Source organism: Streptococcus oralis, from assembly GCF_023109005.1.
Classification (GTDB): domain Bacteria; phylum Bacillota; class Bacilli; order Lactobacillales; family Streptococcaceae; genus Streptococcus; species Streptococcus oralis_BU.
In genome coordinates this window covers 1-18287 of the sequence record NZ_JALDTU010000003.1, presented here as the reverse complement: position 1 = coordinate 18287, position 18287 = coordinate 1, and the positions used below count along the sequence as shown (strand labels likewise).

The 18287-nt window shown below is 42.5% G+C and carries 13 protein-coding genes, 1 tRNA gene and 1 pseudogene; 4 read left to right on the top strand and 11 right to left on the bottom strand.

All coding sequences use genetic code 11. From position 1 onward, the window contains the following. Window positions 1-6 precede the first annotated feature (6 nt). Window positions 7-714, bottom strand: coding sequence for a CPBP family intramembrane glutamic endopeptidase (locus tag M1F56_RS03995; protein WP_247916932.1), 708 nt, complete (start codon window positions 712-714; stop codon window positions 7-9). A 54-nt stretch (window positions 715-768) separates the two neighbouring features. Next, window positions 769-2187 carry an NCS2 family permease gene (locus M1F56_RS03990; RefSeq protein WP_084872192.1) on the bottom strand — a complete coding sequence of 473 codons (1419 nt, stop codon included), beginning with the start codon at window positions 2185-2187 and terminating at the stop codon, window positions 769-771. Between the two features lie 187 nt (window positions 2188-2374). Between M1F56_RS03990 and M1F56_RS03985 the strand changes: the two genes are divergently transcribed. The 4 genes from M1F56_RS03985 to M1F56_RS03970 all read left to right on the top strand — a co-directional run bounded on the left by M1F56_RS03985 (window position 2375) and on the right by M1F56_RS03970 (window position 6268). After that, entirely contained in the window at window positions 2375-3187 is an 813-nt protein-coding gene (locus tag M1F56_RS03985) for a Cof-type HAD-IIB family hydrolase (RefSeq protein WP_061598787.1), read from the top strand. Window positions 3188-3464: 277 nt separating this feature from the next. Then, complete coding sequence (locus M1F56_RS03980; RefSeq protein ID WP_009730709.1) at window positions 3465-4454, top strand: PTS sugar transporter subunit IIB; 990 nt, start codon at window positions 3465-3467, stop codon at window positions 4452-4454. Between the two features lie 75 nt (window positions 4455-4529). After that, window positions 4530-5342 (top strand): PTS mannose/fructose/sorbose transporter subunit IIC, encoded by an 813-nt coding sequence (locus tag M1F56_RS03975; RefSeq protein ID WP_009730710.1) that lies wholly within the window; start codon window positions 4530-4532, stop codon window positions 5340-5342. A 14-nt stretch (window positions 5343-5356) separates the two neighbouring features. After that, a complete protein-coding gene (locus M1F56_RS03970; RefSeq protein ID WP_000818320.1) occupies window positions 5357-6268 on the top strand; it encodes a PTS system mannose/fructose/sorbose family transporter subunit IID in 912 nt (303 codons plus the stop codon). A 62-nt stretch (window positions 6269-6330) separates the two neighbouring features. On the opposite strand, the gene M1F56_RS03965 is transcribed toward M1F56_RS03970, so the two are convergent. From M1F56_RS03965 to M1F56_RS03925, 9 genes and pseudogenes are all read right to left on the bottom strand, one after another. After that, the gene (locus tag M1F56_RS03965) at window positions 6331-8562 is read right to left on the bottom strand and encodes an HAD-IC family P-type ATPase (RefSeq protein WP_247916931.1); all 2232 of its coding nucleotides are present in this window, start codon (window positions 8560-8562) and stop codon (window positions 6331-6333) included. A gap of 165 nt (window positions 8563-8727) precedes the next feature. Next, window positions 8728-10062 carry a C1 family peptidase gene (gene pepC, locus M1F56_RS03960; RefSeq protein ID WP_247916930.1) on the bottom strand — a complete coding sequence of 445 codons (1335 nt, stop codon included), beginning with the start codon at window positions 10060-10062 and terminating at the stop codon, window positions 8728-8730. 109 nt (window positions 10063-10171) lie between these two features. Then, window positions 10172-10894 (bottom strand): pseudouridine synthase, encoded by a 723-nt coding sequence (locus M1F56_RS03955; protein WP_247916929.1) that lies wholly within the window; start codon window positions 10892-10894, stop codon window positions 10172-10174. 72 nt (window positions 10895-10966) lie between these two features. Next, the gene (locus M1F56_RS03950) at window positions 10967-11197 is read right to left on the bottom strand and encodes a GlsB/YeaQ/YmgE family stress response membrane protein (RefSeq protein ID WP_000580441.1); all 231 of its coding nucleotides are present in this window, start codon (window positions 11195-11197) and stop codon (window positions 10967-10969) included. Between the two features lie 9 nt (window positions 11198-11206). Then, a complete protein-coding gene (locus tag M1F56_RS03945; protein WP_247916928.1) occupies window positions 11207-12448 on the bottom strand; it encodes an aminopeptidase in 1242 nt (413 codons plus the stop codon). Window positions 12449-12463: 15 nt separating this feature from the next. Next, entirely contained in the window at window positions 12464-12616 is a 153-nt protein-coding gene (locus M1F56_RS03940) for a hypothetical protein (RefSeq protein ID WP_000776620.1), read from the bottom strand. Between the two features lie 23 nt (window positions 12617-12639). After that, window positions 12640-17031: a PolC-type DNA polymerase III gene (locus tag M1F56_RS03935; RefSeq protein ID WP_247916927.1), complete on the bottom strand. Its 4392-nt coding sequence runs from the start codon at window positions 17029-17031 to the stop codon at window positions 12640-12642. An 84-nt stretch (window positions 17032-17115) separates the two neighbouring features. Further along, window positions 17116-18083, bottom strand: a pseudogene (locus M1F56_RS03930) (IS30 family transposase). A 128-nt stretch (window positions 18084-18211) separates the two neighbouring features. After that, window positions 18212-18285 (bottom strand) — tRNA-Pro (locus M1F56_RS03925). Window positions 18286-18287 lie beyond the last annotated feature (2 nt).

Here is an 18287-nt window from a genome sequence, read left to right as displayed (position 1 = left end):
AATGGTTTAGAATGATAGACCTAGATTTCTACTAATCAATACCAATAAGGCCAACAAACAAAATGCAATACCATTGAGAATCATATGAAGCAAAATGGACATCTCCAAGCGCTCAGTCTTATAGGCTGTCCAAGTCAAAACCGTTGACATTCCTCCATATATAATCACAGAAGGTAAATTGGTTGGCATATGGAGTAAGGCAAAGACGATTGCACCAACAACAAAGCCAAGTTTTTCTTTTCCACGGAAGATCTTTTGGGGAATAATTCCACGACACAAAATTTCTTCACAAATCGGCGCAATCAAGACTAGTAGGAAGAAAGTTGAAATCAAGGAACTATTCTGAACCAAACCATTCAGTATTGATTGGTTATTGGTTGTTGCCTCATTTGTTAGTCGAAGCAGGAGTGAACCCAAGAGATTTGTCGCAAAAATCACCAGATAACTCAGTACCAAGCGAGCCAAGTCTTTTGCCTTAAAAAAGGATAGATTAAAAGTAGCAAGTTGTGTTTTTCGTGCACCAATAATGAATACAATCAAAACGACTATGGATAGAGCACCTACTAAGAGCCCTGACTGTAAAATCGGAAACTGTTTGTTTGCTAAAAACAAAGCAAGTCCTATGGGAAATTGAGATAGAACAAAAGCTACCAAAAGGATGATCACCCATTTCACTCTGTTTAAAACCTCTTGCCAAATCGTCTTATCTTCCATGATGTACCTCCTTATAATTAAAAAGGGGAGACTCCCCTTTTTCTATTATATCATTTATAGCGCCATACTGATATAGTTAAGGATAAACAAGGCATCCAAAATCCAAATCATCGCGTGCACGTCCTTTGCTTGACCTTTGACAACTTTTGTTAACGTATAAGTCAAGAAACCAACTGCAATCCCTTGTGTGATAGAGTAGCTGAATCCCATGAAGATAGATGTAAAGAAGGCAGGGACAGCTTCAGCCATATCATCCCAATGGATGTTTTTCAAACTACCAAGCATCATAATCCCAACGATAATCAAAATTGGAGCCGTCGCAGCTGATGGAACAATTGCCAAAAGTGGACTAAAGAAACTTGAAATTGCAAAACAAATCGCAACCACTAAGGCAGTTAATCCAGTACGTCCACCTGCACCAATACCAGCAGCAGACTCGACATAAGTCGTTACGTTTGAAGTACCTGCGATGGCACCAATTGAAGTACCAATCAAGTCAGAGTAAAGAGCCTTATCTAACTTATCTGATTGGTGATTTTCACCATTTGTTGCTACGATACCGACTTTTTCACCTGTACCGATCAAAGTACCAATTGTGTCAAAAATATCTGTCAACGAGAAGGCCAGAATAGCCATAAGTGTTTCCGGTAGACGAGCAGTGTCTGAGATTAAAGCACCCAATCCTTGTGAGCCAAGTGCTGCACCAAAGATTGTCTTCAAATCTTCAAAGGCTGCACCTACATGGTTATTAGAAAAATCAATGCTTGATACATCAACCAAACCAACAGCGATAGCAAGAACTGTCGTTGTTAGAATAGAAAGGATGATTCCTCCCTTGATACCCTTAATAACAAAGAAAATCGTAATCGCCAAACCTGCAATAGCCACTAAAACAGCCGGATTATTAAAGCTAACCAAGCCTGGAACTGCTGAAGAATTTGCTGTAATGGCTGCTTGCGCCTTATCAGCACCTTCACCAGCAACTGTATAACTTCCTGGATCAATAGAGAATTTCAAAAGACCAGCATTCTTAATCCCTACATAGGCAAGGAAGACACCGATACCTGCTGAAATAGCCGAACGAAGCGCATTGGGAATGGATTCAATAATCATTTTCCGAACATTTGTCAAGGTAATAATCAATGAAATAATCCCACAGATAAAGACCATAGCCAAGGCCTCTTGCCATGAATAACCAAGTCCAAATACGACTGTAAAGGTAAAGAAGGCGTTGAGTCCCATACCTGGTGCTTGAGCGTAAGGCAGATTAGCATAGAAAGCCATCATCAAGGTACCAGCTACTGCACCAATAATCGTTGCTAGGAAGACACCTTGAGCAGGCATCCCTGTCTGCGCAAGCATTTGTGGGTTTACAAAGAGAATGTAACTCATTGCAAAGAAAGTTGTTAAACCAGCGAGAACTTCTGTACGAACGTCTGTTCCGTTCTCTTTTAGTTTAAATAGTTTGTCCATCATAAATCTCCTTTTGTTTTTTTACGAACAATATGAGTATTATATCATTTATCATTCACTTTTTCAATATGTTTGTTTGAATTATTTAATAAAATGGAATTTTCATTTTTTGTTTTGAGTCTGTTTTTCTTCTTTCTTTTTGATATAATAGTAGACATCTTATCTGGAATCTACTAGGAAGGTTTATATGACTAAAAAAATTATTGCAGTCGATTTGGACGGAACCTTGCTCAATGGTGAAAGCAAGCTCTCCGATTTTACCAAAAAGACAATCAAAAAAATTTCAGAAAAAGGACACCATGTCATCATCACGACGGGGCGCCCGTATCGTATGGCAAAAGAATTTTATCAGGAACTAGAGTTGCACACACCTATGATCAACTTCAACGGTTCCCTTACCCATCTACCAGGACAGACTTGGGAACACGAAAAGTGCTTGACCTTGGACAAAAAATACCTCTTAGACATGGTCAAACGCAAAGAGGATATCCAAGCCGACTTTATTGCAGGAGAATACCGTAAGAAATTTTACATTACAGCTCCGAATGAAGAAATTGCGGACCCTAAACTATTTGGCGTAGAGAACTTCCAACCGGAAAATCAATTCCAGTCTGAACGAGTAACCAAGAATCCTAACTGCATTCTCTTGCAAACAAGGGTTGAGGACAAATACGCTCTAGCAGACGAGATGAATCGTTTTTACCAACACCAACTAGCAATCAATACCTGGGGAGGCCCCCTCAACATTCTCGAATGTACACCAAAAGGAGTCAACAAGGCCTTTGCTTTAGAGTATTTGCTCAATGTTATGAACCGAGACAGACAAGATTTGATTGCCTTTGGTGATGAACACAATGACACCGAAATGCTGGCTTTCGCAGGCAAGGGATATGCCATGAAAAATGCCAATCCCGATTTGCTACCATATGCAGATGAGCAACTCTCTCTGACAAACGATGAAGATGGTGTTGCCCATGCCCTACAAGATTTGTTCCTATAATACTCAAAAAGTTAGCTTGTGCTAGCTTTTTTGATTTTCACAATTTTTCAATTAACCGACCTGTTTTCATTTTTTTATATTAAATTACTCCCTTATCTTTTTATACATTCCTACAAAAATGTTTATATATTAACATTTTGTAAGCGAGTTTTCATCGAAAACCAATACATATTTATAAGAAATGGTTGCTTTTTGTTTGAAAACGGTTTATACTTAAAGTTAGGCTTAAAGTTTTCTTAAACATACAGTCAAACATTTTAAAGGAGGAATGACAATAATGAGTATCGGAATCATTATTGCGAGCCACGGCGAATTTGCTGCGGGTATTCATCAGTCAGGATCTATGATCTTTGGTGAACAAGAAAAGGTTCAAGTTGTAACCTTTATGCCAAATGAAGGTCCAGATGATCTTTACGCTAAATTCAACAACGCTGTGGCTGCATTTGACGCAGAAGATGAGGTTCTAGTATTGGCTGACCTTTGGAGTGGATCTCCATTCAACCAAGCTAGTCGCGTGATGGGAGAAAACCCAGATCGTAAATTTGCTATCATCACAGGACTCAACTTACCGATGTTGATCCAAGCTTACACAGAACGTCTTATGGACGCTGCTGCTGGCGTGGACAAAGTCGCTGCGAATATCATTAAAGAAGCCAAAGATGGCATCAAGGCTCTTCCAGAAGAGCTCAATCCAGTTGAGGAAGTTGCAACTGCTGCAGCTGCTCCTGCTGCCCAAGCTGCTATTCCAGAAGGAACAGTTATCGGTGACGGTAAACTGAAAATCAATCTTGCTCGTCTAGACACTCGTCTCCTTCACGGTCAGGTTGCCACTGCTTGGACTCCAGATTCAAAAGCAGACCGTATCATCGTTGCTTCAGATAACGTTGCAAACGACGAATTGCGTAAAGAATTGATCAAGCAAGCAGCTCCTAACGGAGTAAAAGCCAACGTTGTACCAATCAAAAAATTGATTGAGGTTGCAAAAGATCCTCGTTTTGGTAACACACATGCTCTTATCTTGTTTGAAACACCTCAAGATGCCCTTCGTGCCATCGAAGGTGGCGTGCCAATCAAGACCCTTAACGTTGGTTCTATGGCCCACTCAACAGGTAAAACAATGATCAATAACGTCTTGTCTATGGACAAAGAAGACGTTGCAACCTTTGAAAAAATGCGTGACCTCGGTGTTGAATTTGACGTACGTAAAGTACCAAACGACACGAAAAAAGATTTGTTTGACTTGATTAAAAAAGCAAACGTTCAATAATTTTAATCTGTTTCTATCATTTTCGAAAACAGGATTAAATACTTTATTAAAACTACATAGAAAAGGAATAAAACCATGTCAGATATTTCAATCATTTCTGCTATCTTGGTTGTAGTTGTTGCCTTCCTTGCAGGTCTTGAAGGTATCCTCGACCAATTCCAATTCCATCAACCAATCGTCGCATGTACCCTTATCGGACTTGCAACTGGTAACCTCGAAGCAGGTGTTATGCTTGGTGGATCTCTTCAAATGATCGCCCTCGGTTGGGCAAACATCGGAGCTGCCGTAGCTCCTGACGCTGCTCTTGCATCTGTTGCTGCAGCAATCATCTTGATCAAAGGTGGTAACTTTACTACTGAAGGTATCGCCGTCGCAACAGCCACAGCTATCCCTCTTGCCGTAGCTGGACTTTTCTTGACAATGATTGTTCGTACAATCTCAGTTGCCTTGGTTCACTCAGCTGACGCAGCTGCAAAAGAAGGAAACATTGCAGCTGTTGAACGCGCTCACTACTTTGCTCTTGTTCTTCAAGGTCTTCGTATCGCGATTCCAGCAGCCTTCCTTATCGCTATCCCAGCTTCTGCTGTTAAAGACGCTCTTGGTCTAATGCCAGAATGGTTGAATGGTGGTATGGCTGTTGGTGGTGCTATGGTCGTTGCCGTTGGTTACGCTATGGTTATCAACATGATGGCAACTCGTGAAGTATGGCCATTCTTCGCTATCGGTTTCGCTCTTGCAGCGATTTCTCAATTGACTTTGATTGCCCTTGGTGTCATCGGTGTTGCCCTTGCCTTCATCTACCTTAACCTTTCAAAACAAGGTGGAAACGGTGGCGGCGGAGCTGCGACTTCTAACGACCCAATCGGTGATATCCTAGAAGACTACTAGAAAGGGGAACAATCATGGCTGAAAAAATTCAATTATCAAAATCAGATCGTCAAAAAGTTTGGTGGCGTTCACAATTCCTTCAAGGTTCTTGGAACTACGAACGTATGCAAAACTTGGGTTGGGCTTACTCATTAATCCCAGCTATCAAAAAATTGTACACTAAAAAAGAAGACCAAGCGGCTGCTCTTGAGCGTCACCTTGAGTTCTTCAACACTCACCCATACGTAGCTGCTCCAATCATGGGGGTTACTCTTGCACTTGAAGAAGAGCGCGCTAACGGTGTTGAAATCGACGACGCAGCTATCCAAGGGGTTAAGATCGGTATGATGGGACCTCTTGCTGGTATCGGTGACCCAGTATTCTGGTTTACAGTTCGTCCTATCCTTGGAGCTCTTGGTGCATCACTTGCTGCATCTGGTAACATTGTTGGTCCCCTTCTCTTCTTCTTCGGATGGAATGCTATCCGTATGGCCTTCCTATGGTACACACAAGAGTTCGGTTACAAAGCGGGATCTGAAATCACTAAAGACATGTCTGGTGGTATCTTGAAAGACATCACTAAAGGAGCATCTATCCTTGGTATGTTCATCCTTGCTGTTCTTGTACAACGTTGGGTATCTATCAACTTTACTGTGAACCTTCCAGGTAAACAATTGGCTGAAGGTGCCTACATCAACTTCCCAGAAGGGCCTGTAACAGGTGGAGAATTGAAGGGAATTCTTGGTCAGGCTCTTAGTGGTTTGAGCTTGGATAGCGTTCAACCACAAACACTTCAAGGTCAGTTGAACTCATTGATTCCAGGATTGATGGGACTTCTCCTTACTTTCCTCTGCATGTGGTTGCTTAAGAAAAAAGTATCACCAATCGCAATCATCCTTGCTCTCTTTGCAGTAGGTATTGCAGCTCGTTTCCTTGGTATCATGTAATTCAAGCCATCGAGAATATAGATAAAAAAGAATCAGGATCAAATCCTGATTCTTTTTGTGTATCAACTTTTTCTTCTAGTCAGATAATGCAGGCTCCCAATCACCACTGCTAGGATGGCTACATAGAAGAGTACTTGAGTGGTTTCTAGAGGCACAAAAGCTCCTCGCAGGATAAAGGTATTGGTAAGCAATCCAACAAGGGCTGCAAGGCTCAAAAACGTGAGCAAGACTAGTTTATATCGATTAAAGGGAATGCTGACCTTGGCAACTAGACACAGACCATTGATCAAAGCAAGGATGAAGCAAATAAATTTAACCTGACCTGGGACAGTGATAAAGAAGTTAGTCAGGAGAATACTAGCAACCAGAATGCCACCACCAATCGCAGCATTGGTCAAAATATCTCGCATAAAATGTGTGCTAACCTTTTCTTTATTGGACTCAAAAGTTAGGAAGAAGGATGGAATCCCAATCGTAATGGCTGAAATGATTGTAAACTGAATAGGGATAAAGGCAAATTCCAAACCAAATATCACACTCAAAATGGCAAACACGATAGAGAAGAAGGTCTTTGTTAGAAAGAGAGATGCTACCTTTTGGATGTTGTTGATGACCCGGCGACCTTCCATCAAGATATCATAGAATACTGCAAAGTCATCTGTGAGAAAAACAATATTGGATACACTTTTGGCTGCACTCGTTGCTCCCTTCATGGCGAAACTGATATCTGCTTTCTTGAGAGCCAGAACATCATTGACCCCATCACCGCTCATGGCAACTGTCTTACCAGCATTTTGCAAAATAGATACCATCTTTTGCTTCTGTTCAGGTGTCACGCGACCAAAGATATCGTGTTCCAAGACCACTCTTTCAAAGTCATCATCGCTCACCTTGGTCATATCAATCGACCGCGCTTCTTCCTTAAAACCTGCCTTACGAGCCACCCCGTATACAGCCACATGATTATCCCCACTGATAATCTTCACTTCAACACCTTGAGATTCGAAATAATCAAAGGTTTCCTTGGTATTATCCTTGATCTCATCTGATAGAACTACGTGGCCTATTAGTTCCATATTAGCTGGACTCGTAATCTGGTCCTTGCTATGAGCGAGTGACAAGATTCGAAAACCTTGCTGCTTCATATGTTCATAGTAGGTATCCATCGGCTGGGGAAAGCCTAGAAATTCATAAGCACCGAAGAAATAGGTCCCCGCATCTTTTACTTGAACAAAGGAATACTTGTTTTTGCTTGAAAAGGCACCGACTTCTTGAACTTCCCACTTTTTCTCACAGGTTAAGTAAGTCTTCAGAGCTCGGGAAGTTGCATTTTCATCCTCGAAATAAGCCAGATAAGAAGATAGTTTCTCTGCTACATTAGCATCCATTTCTTGGACCTTCATATTACCAGTCGTTATGGTACCTGTCTTATCAAAACAAAGAACATCTACTCGCGCCAAGGTCTCCACACAGTATAGCTCCTGCACCAGAACCTTCTTTTTAGCCAGCTTCATGGCCGCTACTGCTAGAGAAACGCTGACTAAGAGAATCAAACCCTCTGGAATCATGCCGACCAAGGCGCCTGAACTTCCCAAGACAATCTCAACATAAGACCGTCCTAGACTAAAACCTCTTACATAGAGCAGAATGGCAACTGGCACCAGCAAGATGGAAACGATTTTTAAAATCTTATCCATGTAATCGCGTAGTTGAGAAGGATATTTTTTGAATTCCTTGCTGGATTTTGCCAGTTTGTTGATATAACTATCGGGACCGACCTCCGTCGCAGTGACCAGGCAGGATCCGCTAACGACATTGCTTCCGCTCATCAGCTTGTCACCAACTGTTTTAAAGACCGAATCACTTTCACCCGTCAGCAGGGACTCATCAACTTCAATATTCCCTTCAAGCACTTCTGCATCGACAGGCACCTGATCACCCAGATTGAGATGCAGATACTCGCCCAGAACGATTTCTTCAGAATCAATCTCAATCGTTTGACCATCTCGATTGACTCTATACTTACTCTTACCAAGCAAACTTAGCTTTTCCAAAGCATTTTTTGAACGCACTTCCTGGAAAATACCAATGGCTGTATTAATAGCAATCACACCTAAAAAGAGCATATTTTCAAATCGCAAGGTTGTTGCTACCAGAACTGCCAGAGCCAAGTTCATAGCATTAAAGAAGGTAAAAATATTTGAAACGACGATTTCCTTGGTTGTTTTATAAGGTTTAATATCGCTGATATTTCGTTGACGATCCTTGATGTCTTGGCTGCTTAAATACTTCATTTCTACTCCGATATCCTTTTGTACTACTATAATAACACATATCTTTCCCTCTGTCACTTAAAGACTCAAGATAAGAAGAACTCCCTTAGCAAACATCATCTATCCCCACTTTAAGAAGTACTAAAAAAAGAAGCTAGAATTTCCCTAACCTCTTTTCTTTATGATTTATTCTGCCAAGGCACCCATTGGATCCCATGGTGCAAGTACGATTGGTTCTGCTTCATAAGCAGCCCGTTCTTCTGCTGTCAGCAATTCCTTACGGACAACGATTTGGTAAGTGTATTCATCCATCCAAGCATCTGAGGCAACGAAGTAACCATCTGTACCGACCTTGTCTCCCCATGAGTTTTCAACCTTCCACTTGGTTGACTTGCCATTTTCATCCAAATCCACACCTGTCAAGACCATGGCGTGAGTCATCAAACTTTCGCTGTAGTCCAAACGTCCAGCTTTGTCTTGAGTGAGTTGAATATCCATGCTTGATTCAAAGTCATAAACATCTGTCGCAAGGATTCCAGCTTTGCGGTTGCTAAGTTGGCCGACATCTGAACCAAACCAAACAGTTTCTCCTGTTTGCATTTGGGCAATCGCCAATTCTTTCAAGCGTTCCATTGGAACGTTGATGTAGCGAACTGCACGGCTGCCAACGACATTTCCCAACATCTCAACTGTGTAAGATTTGCCGTATGGTTTGTCAGCAGTCGGAGCATTGATAACAGAAACATAATCTTCTAGAGGAAGGTCGATATATTTCTTGTAAAATTCTTGTGGTGTGATACCCTTTTCGCTTTGGTAATTGTTATCCTTATCGCGATAAGCAAAGTCAAATTTACGTGGTGGAAGTCCTAGTGACATGGCAAGGAAGTTAAAGATTTCTTGCAAGAGGTCTTCTTTCTTAGCTTGAACAGTCGCTTGGTCCGCACCAGAAGCAAGCAAGTCACGCAAGATTTGGGCATCTTGACGAAGCAATTTGTTGAGAATTGCATTGAGCTCACGGCTGCTGCTAGATGAAACAGACTCTGGATAAACAGACTTAGGCACGACACCATATTTTTCAAAGAGGGCAACGACCATATCCCACTGTCCACCGTCTTGTTGAGGGGTTTGGAGTAGGAAGCTAACCTTGCGGCTCGTCAATTCTTGGTCTGCAGTCGCAATGACTTGCTCCAAGAACCAGTTAGATTTTTCATACTTGTCCCAGAAGAAGGTGTGGGCTTGTGACAATTCAAAGTTTTCCAATTTGTATTGAGAGATGAGTTTGTGACGGAAGGTGTTGAGAGCTGCAAACATCCAACAACGACCAGACGCTTTCTGGTTAGTAACCTTGTCCTTGGTCAAATCCAATGAGAAAACAGGTGTATTGTCTACATGACTTTGGCGACGTTCTAGAGCTGCAAAAATTCCGTTGTGGCTGGCAGCATTTTCAATCGCTTGGTATTTGACATTTGCTTCATAGTTAGCAAATAGTTTATCAGTAAATGATTCTTGAATCGCGTTCATAGATTCCTCCTTTTATTCTAATGTCTATTATAACTCTTTTCACAAAGGAAGCAACTGAAAACATAAAAAGGCAAGGACATTCTCCTCGCCTTTTCTAAAATAAATCAAATTAAACAATACTCGCAAGGAGAACCTCTAACTCCTCCTTGGTCAGGCGACGCCATTCTCCTCGTTCTAAATTCTCGCCCAAGGCTAAAGTTCCCATAGTCAAACGTTGTAGATCCACCACTTCCTTGCCACAGTAGGCCACCATTCGTTTGACTTGATGAAACTTCCCTTCTGCTATGGTCACACGGATTTTGCTTTGATTCTTTTCTGTATCTATGGAAATAATCTCCAGTCTAGCAGGCTGACAGGTAAAGTCTTTGAGCGGAATCCCCTTAGCAAATGTCTCCACGTCTTCTTGGCTCATGATGCCCTTGACTTGCGCCAGATAGGTCTTATCCACATGACGCTTAGGTGAAAGAAGAGCATGGGCCAGCTGACCATTATTGGTCAAGAGTAGGAGACCATGTGTATCGATATCCAAGCGCCCTACTGGGAAAACTCCCTTGCTTCGAGCCACATCATCCAACAAATCTAGAACCGTTCTGTGCTTGGAATCCTCTGTCGCTGAAATAACTCCTTGGGGCTTGTTCATCATGTAGTAGACAAACTCCTCGTACTCTAGCACTTGACCATCAAAGCGAATTTCGTCTTTTTCTTCATTTATTTGCAGCTTTGCTGATTTTTCTTTTTTACCATTTACCGTCACGCGCCCAGACTTGAGCAAGTTTTTGACTTCTGTCCGACTTCCCACAGCACAGGCAACTAAAAATTTATCTAATCTCATAGAACTATTATATCATACTCAAAAGGAGGCTGGCTCAATAGCCAACCTCCTTTCCTTTTCAGAGTCGGGAAGCTAACTTCCTCTTTCCCAGAAGATAGCTAACACAATCATGGCACCGAGAACTGCTGGGATAATGGCTGTACCATTTAGGCTTGGCCCCCAAGAGCCAAAGAGTAATTGTCCTAAAAAGGCACCAATCCAGCCGAGGAACATCTTCCCAAAGCATCCCATACGTTCTCCACGATTGGTAATAGCTCCAGCTAATAGTCCGATTAAAAGGCCGACAAACATGCTTCCAATCATAGCTTCTCCTTAATTTGCCCAGTCTCCATTACGGAAGAGCGGTACACGTGTTCCATCCTCACGGATACCATCGATATCCATTTGACTAGACCCAATCATAAAGTCCACATGAACATCTGAACGGTTAAGTCCTGCAGCTTCAAGCTCTTCTTCGCTCATCTCTGCACCACCAACAACACTAGTTGCATATGCTGCACCGATAGCCAAGTAGTTTGAGGCATTTTCATCGAAAAGGGTGTTGAAGAAGGTAATACCTGACTGAGAAATTGGGCTTGGATCTGGCACCAAGGCACATTCACCCAAGGCACGCGCACCCGCATTTTCAAAGACAAGGTCTTTCATGACCTGATCACCCTTCTCAGCAGTGATATCTACTATTTCTCCATTCTTAAAGGTTACTTTAATTCCCTCAATGATATTTCCGTTATAGCTAAGTGGTTTTGTAGAAGTGACATAGCCATCTGCACGACGGAAGTCAGGCGCTGTGAAGACTTCCTCTGTCGGCATATTTGGCAAGAACCCTTCTCCCTGTGCATTGATAGCACCAGCCGATTCCCAAACGTGGTTTTTCGGCAAACCAAGTGTCAAATCTGTCCCTGGCGCTGTGTAGTGAAGGGCTGAGAATTGCTCTTTATTGAGCATTTCCGCCTTGCTCTTAAGGATGGCTGCATGTTCTTCCCAAGCCTTAACAGGATTTGCTTCGTAGACACGGCAAGTTTTGAAGATTTGGTCCCAAAGGAGATCAACTGCTTCTTCATCGCTCGCAGCATTTGGAAAGACTTTCTTAGCCCACTCAAGTCCAGCAGCGGCCGCCACTGTCCAGCTAACCTTGTTGGATTGAGTTGCGATACGCATTGGCTTCATGGCAAGTCCCATAGCTTTGGCAGAAGCTGAAAGCTTGTCAGCGTCCACTCCGTTCAAGGCACCTGGATCAGAAGAACGGACACCAAGGCGGCTAGCCTTGTTTTCCAAGAGATAGTTCATCTCAGCAATCTTGTATTCTGGTACATTGTCCAGACGCTCCATCGGCGCGTGGAGGAATTTCTCACGGTTGATGACATCATCAGTCCACTGAACGATAACCTCATGCGCACCAAGTGCATAGGCTTCTTTCACAATCAGATGCGCCAATTCACGTTGCTCCACATCGATAGAGAGAGCCAAAGTGTGACCAGGCTGCACGTTAATTCCGTTCGCAACCAATAATTTCGCATATTTTTCTAGATTTTCTTTAAAATTTGGTAAAACCATTTTACTCTTCCTTTTCTATTTTTCTTTTAAAGCAGAAAACAATCCTGCTAAAGCAATGGCACCCGACAGAAGCACTGTCGATAGGATAATTGTTTCATCTGCCAGCTCTAGCTGATAGTCAAAAACCTTTTCAGCTGGTTTGTCTTCCGCAAAGATTCTAAGTTTCATAAAGATGTTCTCCGTTCTAATTCTTAAAATAAATCATCAAACAAACTCAACTGGTTGTCCTCTGGCATATTGCCGAGAATCCCCATTTCATCCATCTTTTCAACCAAGGTCGATGAGAGTCCACCGCGTTTGCGTAATTCTGTCTTAGAGAGGAACTCACCCTCTTGGCGCGCATGCACCAACTGCTTAGCAACGTTCTCTCCCAGACCATCCATTGCTACAAATGGCGGAATGAGGGTATCCCCATCGATGAGGAACTCTGTCGCCTGACTACGGTAGAGATCGAGTTTGCCAAACTTGAAACCACGTTCCCACATTTCATTGACAATCTCAAGAGTTGTATAGAGATCAATTTCCACATTAGAGGCTTCATTGTTCTTCCGTTTTTCAGCGATTTCCTCCATTCTGCGCTTAATGGCATCCAAACCCGCACCCATGGTCTTGATGTCAAAAGCCTTGGCACGGATTGAGAAATAAGCACAGTAGTAATAAATGGGATGGTGAACCTTGAAGTAGGCCACACGCAAGGCCATCATAACGTAGGCTGCCGCGTGAGCTTTAGGGAACATATATTTGATTTTCCCACAGGACTCGATATACCACTCTGGCACCTTATTGGCCTTCATAGCCTCGATGTAGCCATTTCGCTCCTCTTCGGAAATCTTTAACCACATGCCTTTACGCACCCGTTCCATGATAGTAAAGGCCATCTTAGGTTCGAGACCTGCATGCATGAGGTAAACCATGATATCGTCCCTACAACCGATAACAGTTGATAGGTCCGCAATTCCTTGCTTGATCAGATCCTGGGCATTTCCCAACCACACATCGGTACCGTGGGACAGACCAGACAGCTGAAGTAACTCCGCAAAAGTCGTCGGATGTGTCTCATCTACCATTCCACGTACAAAGTTAGTTCCAAACTCTGGAATTCCCAACATACCCGTCGGAGTTCCAATTTGCTCAGGCGTCACTCCTAAAACTTCCGTTCCAGAAAAGAGAGCCATAACACTTTCATCATCCATGGGAATTTCATTAGGGTCAATACCAGACAAGTCCTGCAATTTCCGAATCATGGTCGGATCATCATGCCCCAGTACATCAAGTTTGAGGACATTCTCATCGATATCGTGGAAGTTAAAGTGAGTCGTCTGCCATTCAGCCGTCACGTCATCTGCTGGATACTGAACGGGCGTAAAGTCGTAGACATCCATGTAGTTAGGAATAACAACAATTCCCCCCGGGTGTTGTCCTGTAGTCCGCTTGACACCAGCTGCACCTTGAGCGAGGCGTTCCACCTCTGCATTACGATAGAACTTGCCATAATCTCTCTCGTAGCCCTTTACAAAGCCATAGGCAGTCTTGGCAGCCACCGTACCAACCGTTCCTGCACGGAAAGCATACTCCTCACCAAAGATATCACGCACATCCAAGTGGGCGCTAGGCTGGTCTTCTCCTGAGAAGTTCAAGTCAATATCGGGAACCTTGTCTCCATCAAAACCAAGGAAGGTCTCGAAAGGAATATCCTGCCCATTTTTGCTGAGTTTGTGACCACAGTTTGGACAATCCTTATCGGGCATATCAAACCCTGAACCATAAGAACCATCTGTGATAAATTCACTATACTGACACTGACTACAAACATAATGAGGAGAGAGAGGATTAACCTCCGTAATCCCAATCATGGTCGCAACAAAACTGGAGCCAACAGACCCACGAGAACCAACCAAGTAACCCCGTTCATTGGAACGTTGCACCAGCATCTGAGAAGCCAGATAAATCACGGCAAATCCATTCCCCAGTATGGATGTTAATTCTTTTTCAATCCGCAAATCAACAATATCTGGCAGCGGATTTCCATAAATCTCAAAGGCCTTCTTATAAGTCAACTCAGCGACCGTTTCTTCCGCCTTGTCAATGAAAGGCGTGTACAAGTCACTCTTAACCACCTCAACAGGCTCAAAGGTTTCTGCCAAGGCATTGGTGTTTTCAATAACCAGTTTACGAGCTAGTTCCTCTCCCAAGAAGGCAAATTCATCCAACATCTCATTGGTTGTTCGAAAATGAGCCTTTGGCAGAGGAGCTGGTTGGGCATGCTCACCGTGACCAATGGTTCGGTTAATCATAGCCCCCTGTCCCAAACTACGGACGATAATTTCACGGTAAATCTCTTCTTCTGGTTCGATATAATGCACATTACCCGTAGCCAAAACGGGCTTTCCAAGACGGTCCCCGACCTCTATCAAACTCTTGATAATAGTTTGGAGTTCCTCCATATCCTTAACCTGCTCTTTAGCAATCAATGGTGCATAGATAGCTGGTGGCATAACCTCGATAAAGTCATAATACTTGGCCACCTCAACCGCCGCATCCACACCTTGGGAAACGACTGCGTCAAAAACTTCACCCTCAGAGCAAGCTGACCCTAAAATCAAACCTTCCCGATGAGCATCTAGAACTGTTCTCGGAATTCGTGGCACCCCTTCAAAGTACTTGGTATTGGACAAAGAAACCAGCTTAAAGATGTTTTTTAGACCTACTTGATTCTTGACATAGATGGTCGCATGCTTGATCCGAGCTTTTTTATAAGAGTCTGGACTAATCAAATCAATATTTAGTCTAGCCAGATCAGTCACACCATGTTTTTCTGCTACATCCTTGATAAAGATAAAGAGCAAACGACCAGTAGCTTCCGCATCGTAGTTGGCCATGTGGTGGTGATCCAGTGCCACACCAAAACGCTTGGTCAACGGCCCCAAACCATGACGTTTATACTCAGGATAGAGATTTCTAGCAAACTCGAGCGTATCAATAACTGGCTGGCTAATCTTAGGCAAACCATGACGCTCATAGTTGGCATTCATAAAGCCAACGTCAAAGGTAGCATTGTGGGCAACTAGAACCGTATCCTTGCAGAATTCCTGGAATTCTTGCAAAACTTGTTCTAGTGGTTTGGCATTTTTGACATGGTCATCTGTAATACCAGTCAACTCGGTAGTAAAGGCTGACAAGGGATATCCAGGATTGATAAATTCATCAAATTCGGCAATAACATTTCCCTTGTACATCTTAGAAGCCGCAACCTGAATCAGGTCATTATAGATGGCTGAGAGACCTGTCGTTTCCACGTCAAAGACCACATAGGTTGCTTCTGACAAGTCCATCTCCACTTCGTTGTAAACGATAGGAACACGGTCTTCAACAATATTGGCTTCCATTCCATAGATCAGCTGAATTCCAGCTTTCTTAGCTGCCTTGTAGCCATGTGGGAAGGACTGAACATTCCCATGGTCCGTGATGGCAACCGCCTTGTGTCCCCACTTTGCAGCTGTCGCAACAATTTTCTCTACTTCTGGCAGAGCATCCATGGTTGACATGTTAGTATGAGCATGAAACTCAACCCGACGCTCACCTTCTGCCATCAAATCCTTCCGCTCATAGTGAACAACTTCCTGCACATCCTGCACGTTCATTGTCAAATCGCGTGTAAAGTTATTCATCTCTACATTCCCACGAACACGAAGCCAAGAATTTTTCTTAATGATGTCAAACTTCTGAGCCTCTTCTTCATTCTTAACCCATTTTTGCATTGAAAAACTTGAAGTGTAGTCCGTCATTTTAAAGTTAATCAAAACGCGACCAGTTCTGGTCACCTTATGCTCCACATCAAAAACGACCCCTTCAAAGACCAAACGATTTTCCTCAGTCGTCACATCAATCATCTGGGTAACTTCAGCCTTATCCAATTTTGGTTTTGCCGCAGCCTTTTTAGCCTGGAAATCAAAGGCCGACTTCTCTTCTACTGGAGGAGGAGTCATCTGTTCCAGTTGTTCCATAGCACGCAAAGCTTCTTCATTAGCAGCCTGAACGATTTGTTCATTCTCCGTATGGAAGGCTTCCTCCTGCTCCTGTGTAAGAGCATCATTCTTTTCGATTTGGCAGACAAAAGCTGGAAAACCAAATTTTTCAAGTTGCTTTATTAAATTAGGAAGATGATTTTTCTTAAAGTGTTCCTTATCAATCACCTCTGAACCTTCAATAAAGAGCCGATTTCCCTCTGCACGAACTTGTAAATTCTGATAAAGAGACTTAAACCCTTGGCTAGCACATGGACCTTCAGAAAAAGCCTCCTTATAGTAGGCCTGCAAGAGTTCATTTGAAAATTCTTGAGAGAGAGCTTTGATTTCGAAAACAGCTTGATTCCCTGTCTTAGAAAATTCTTCACGAAGCCCTTTCTTTAACTCTAAAAAGATTTCAATCGGTAAAATATTAGAAAATACAAAATGAAATTCCCAAATCTTACTAATCTTATGAACCACAACACGCTCAATACTTGCATTAACAAGAGCAGGATCCTGTCTCAATTGATCAGAGACTCCTATTTGATTCATTAAAATTTCAAACTTACTTGACATCCAATTTCCTCACATTATTCTCTTACTATTTTACCATAATTAAAGAAAATATATAGCCACTACCATTCCTTAAACCCTGCTAGTTTAGACAACTTTGTTCCATAAACAGAAAAAGAAGATTCTCAGAATCTCCTTACTAAATGATAAATTGCAAGAATAAGCTAAACATTTTCGCGGTCTGTGATTGATATCATATAAGGCCTTGTTCAAAGCCTCATCAGATATAGCAGCTAAATCTGTTTTCTTTGGGAAATATTCTCTTAGTAAGCCATTTGCGTTTTCATTGCTTTCTCTCTGCCAAGATGAATAGGCGTCCGCAAAGAAAAAGGAAATTCCTAAATTCTCTACCAGAGGATGGCAGGCGAACTCTTTTCCCCTGTCTGAAGTAAAGGTTTTAAGAGTCTCTTTTGGAAATAGCTTACAAAGTTGTTCGATGGCTGAAAACATGGCTTTGGCTGTTCTATCTGGTATCTTGAAAGCTAAGTAAAAACGCGTTTTTCGCTCTAGAAAAGTCGCTAAACATCCCTTGCTTTTGCCTCTGGAAGACACTACAGCATCAAGCTCCCAGTGGCCAAAAGTTTTACGATTCCGGATCTCTTTAGGACGTTTGGCAATCGACGTGCCAATCCTAAATCTTCCACGTGTTTCTTTGGGTGTCGAGTTCTTCCTTTACGACGAAGGACTCTTAAATCCAGATCAATCAAACCAGCATAGAGCCAGTTATAGATGGTTTTAAAAGCTACCATTGGATTTTGTTCAAGCTGATAGCGCCCATAAATCTGTTCAGTCGACCAGGAGGATTTTAAACCGTTCTCAATTTCCTTTTTCAACTTTGGTGTTAAACAAGACTTCCGACCTTTTTGCTTAGCCCTGTGGTCGTACTGTTCCTGTGCTAAGACGGCGGAGTAACCATTTTGGCATCGTCTTAACTCTCTTGAAATGGAAGACTTATGGACGCCAAGTTTACTTGCAATTTGGCAAGGTTTTAAACCTAATTCCAAGTAGGTTTCTATCTTTATTCGGTCCATTATGGTAAGATGGGAGTAGTTCATAGTTTTTCCTCGGCTTCTGTTTGTATGGTTACTTACAGTTTACACCAATGAAACGCTATGAGTTTTTTTGTTGCACTATATTCAATTTATCAAATAAAAAAGATACCCTTAAGTATCCCCTTAATCGATCGGGAAGACAGGATTCGAACCTGCGACACCTTGGTCCCAAACCAAGTACTCTACCAAGCTGAGCTACTTCCCGCG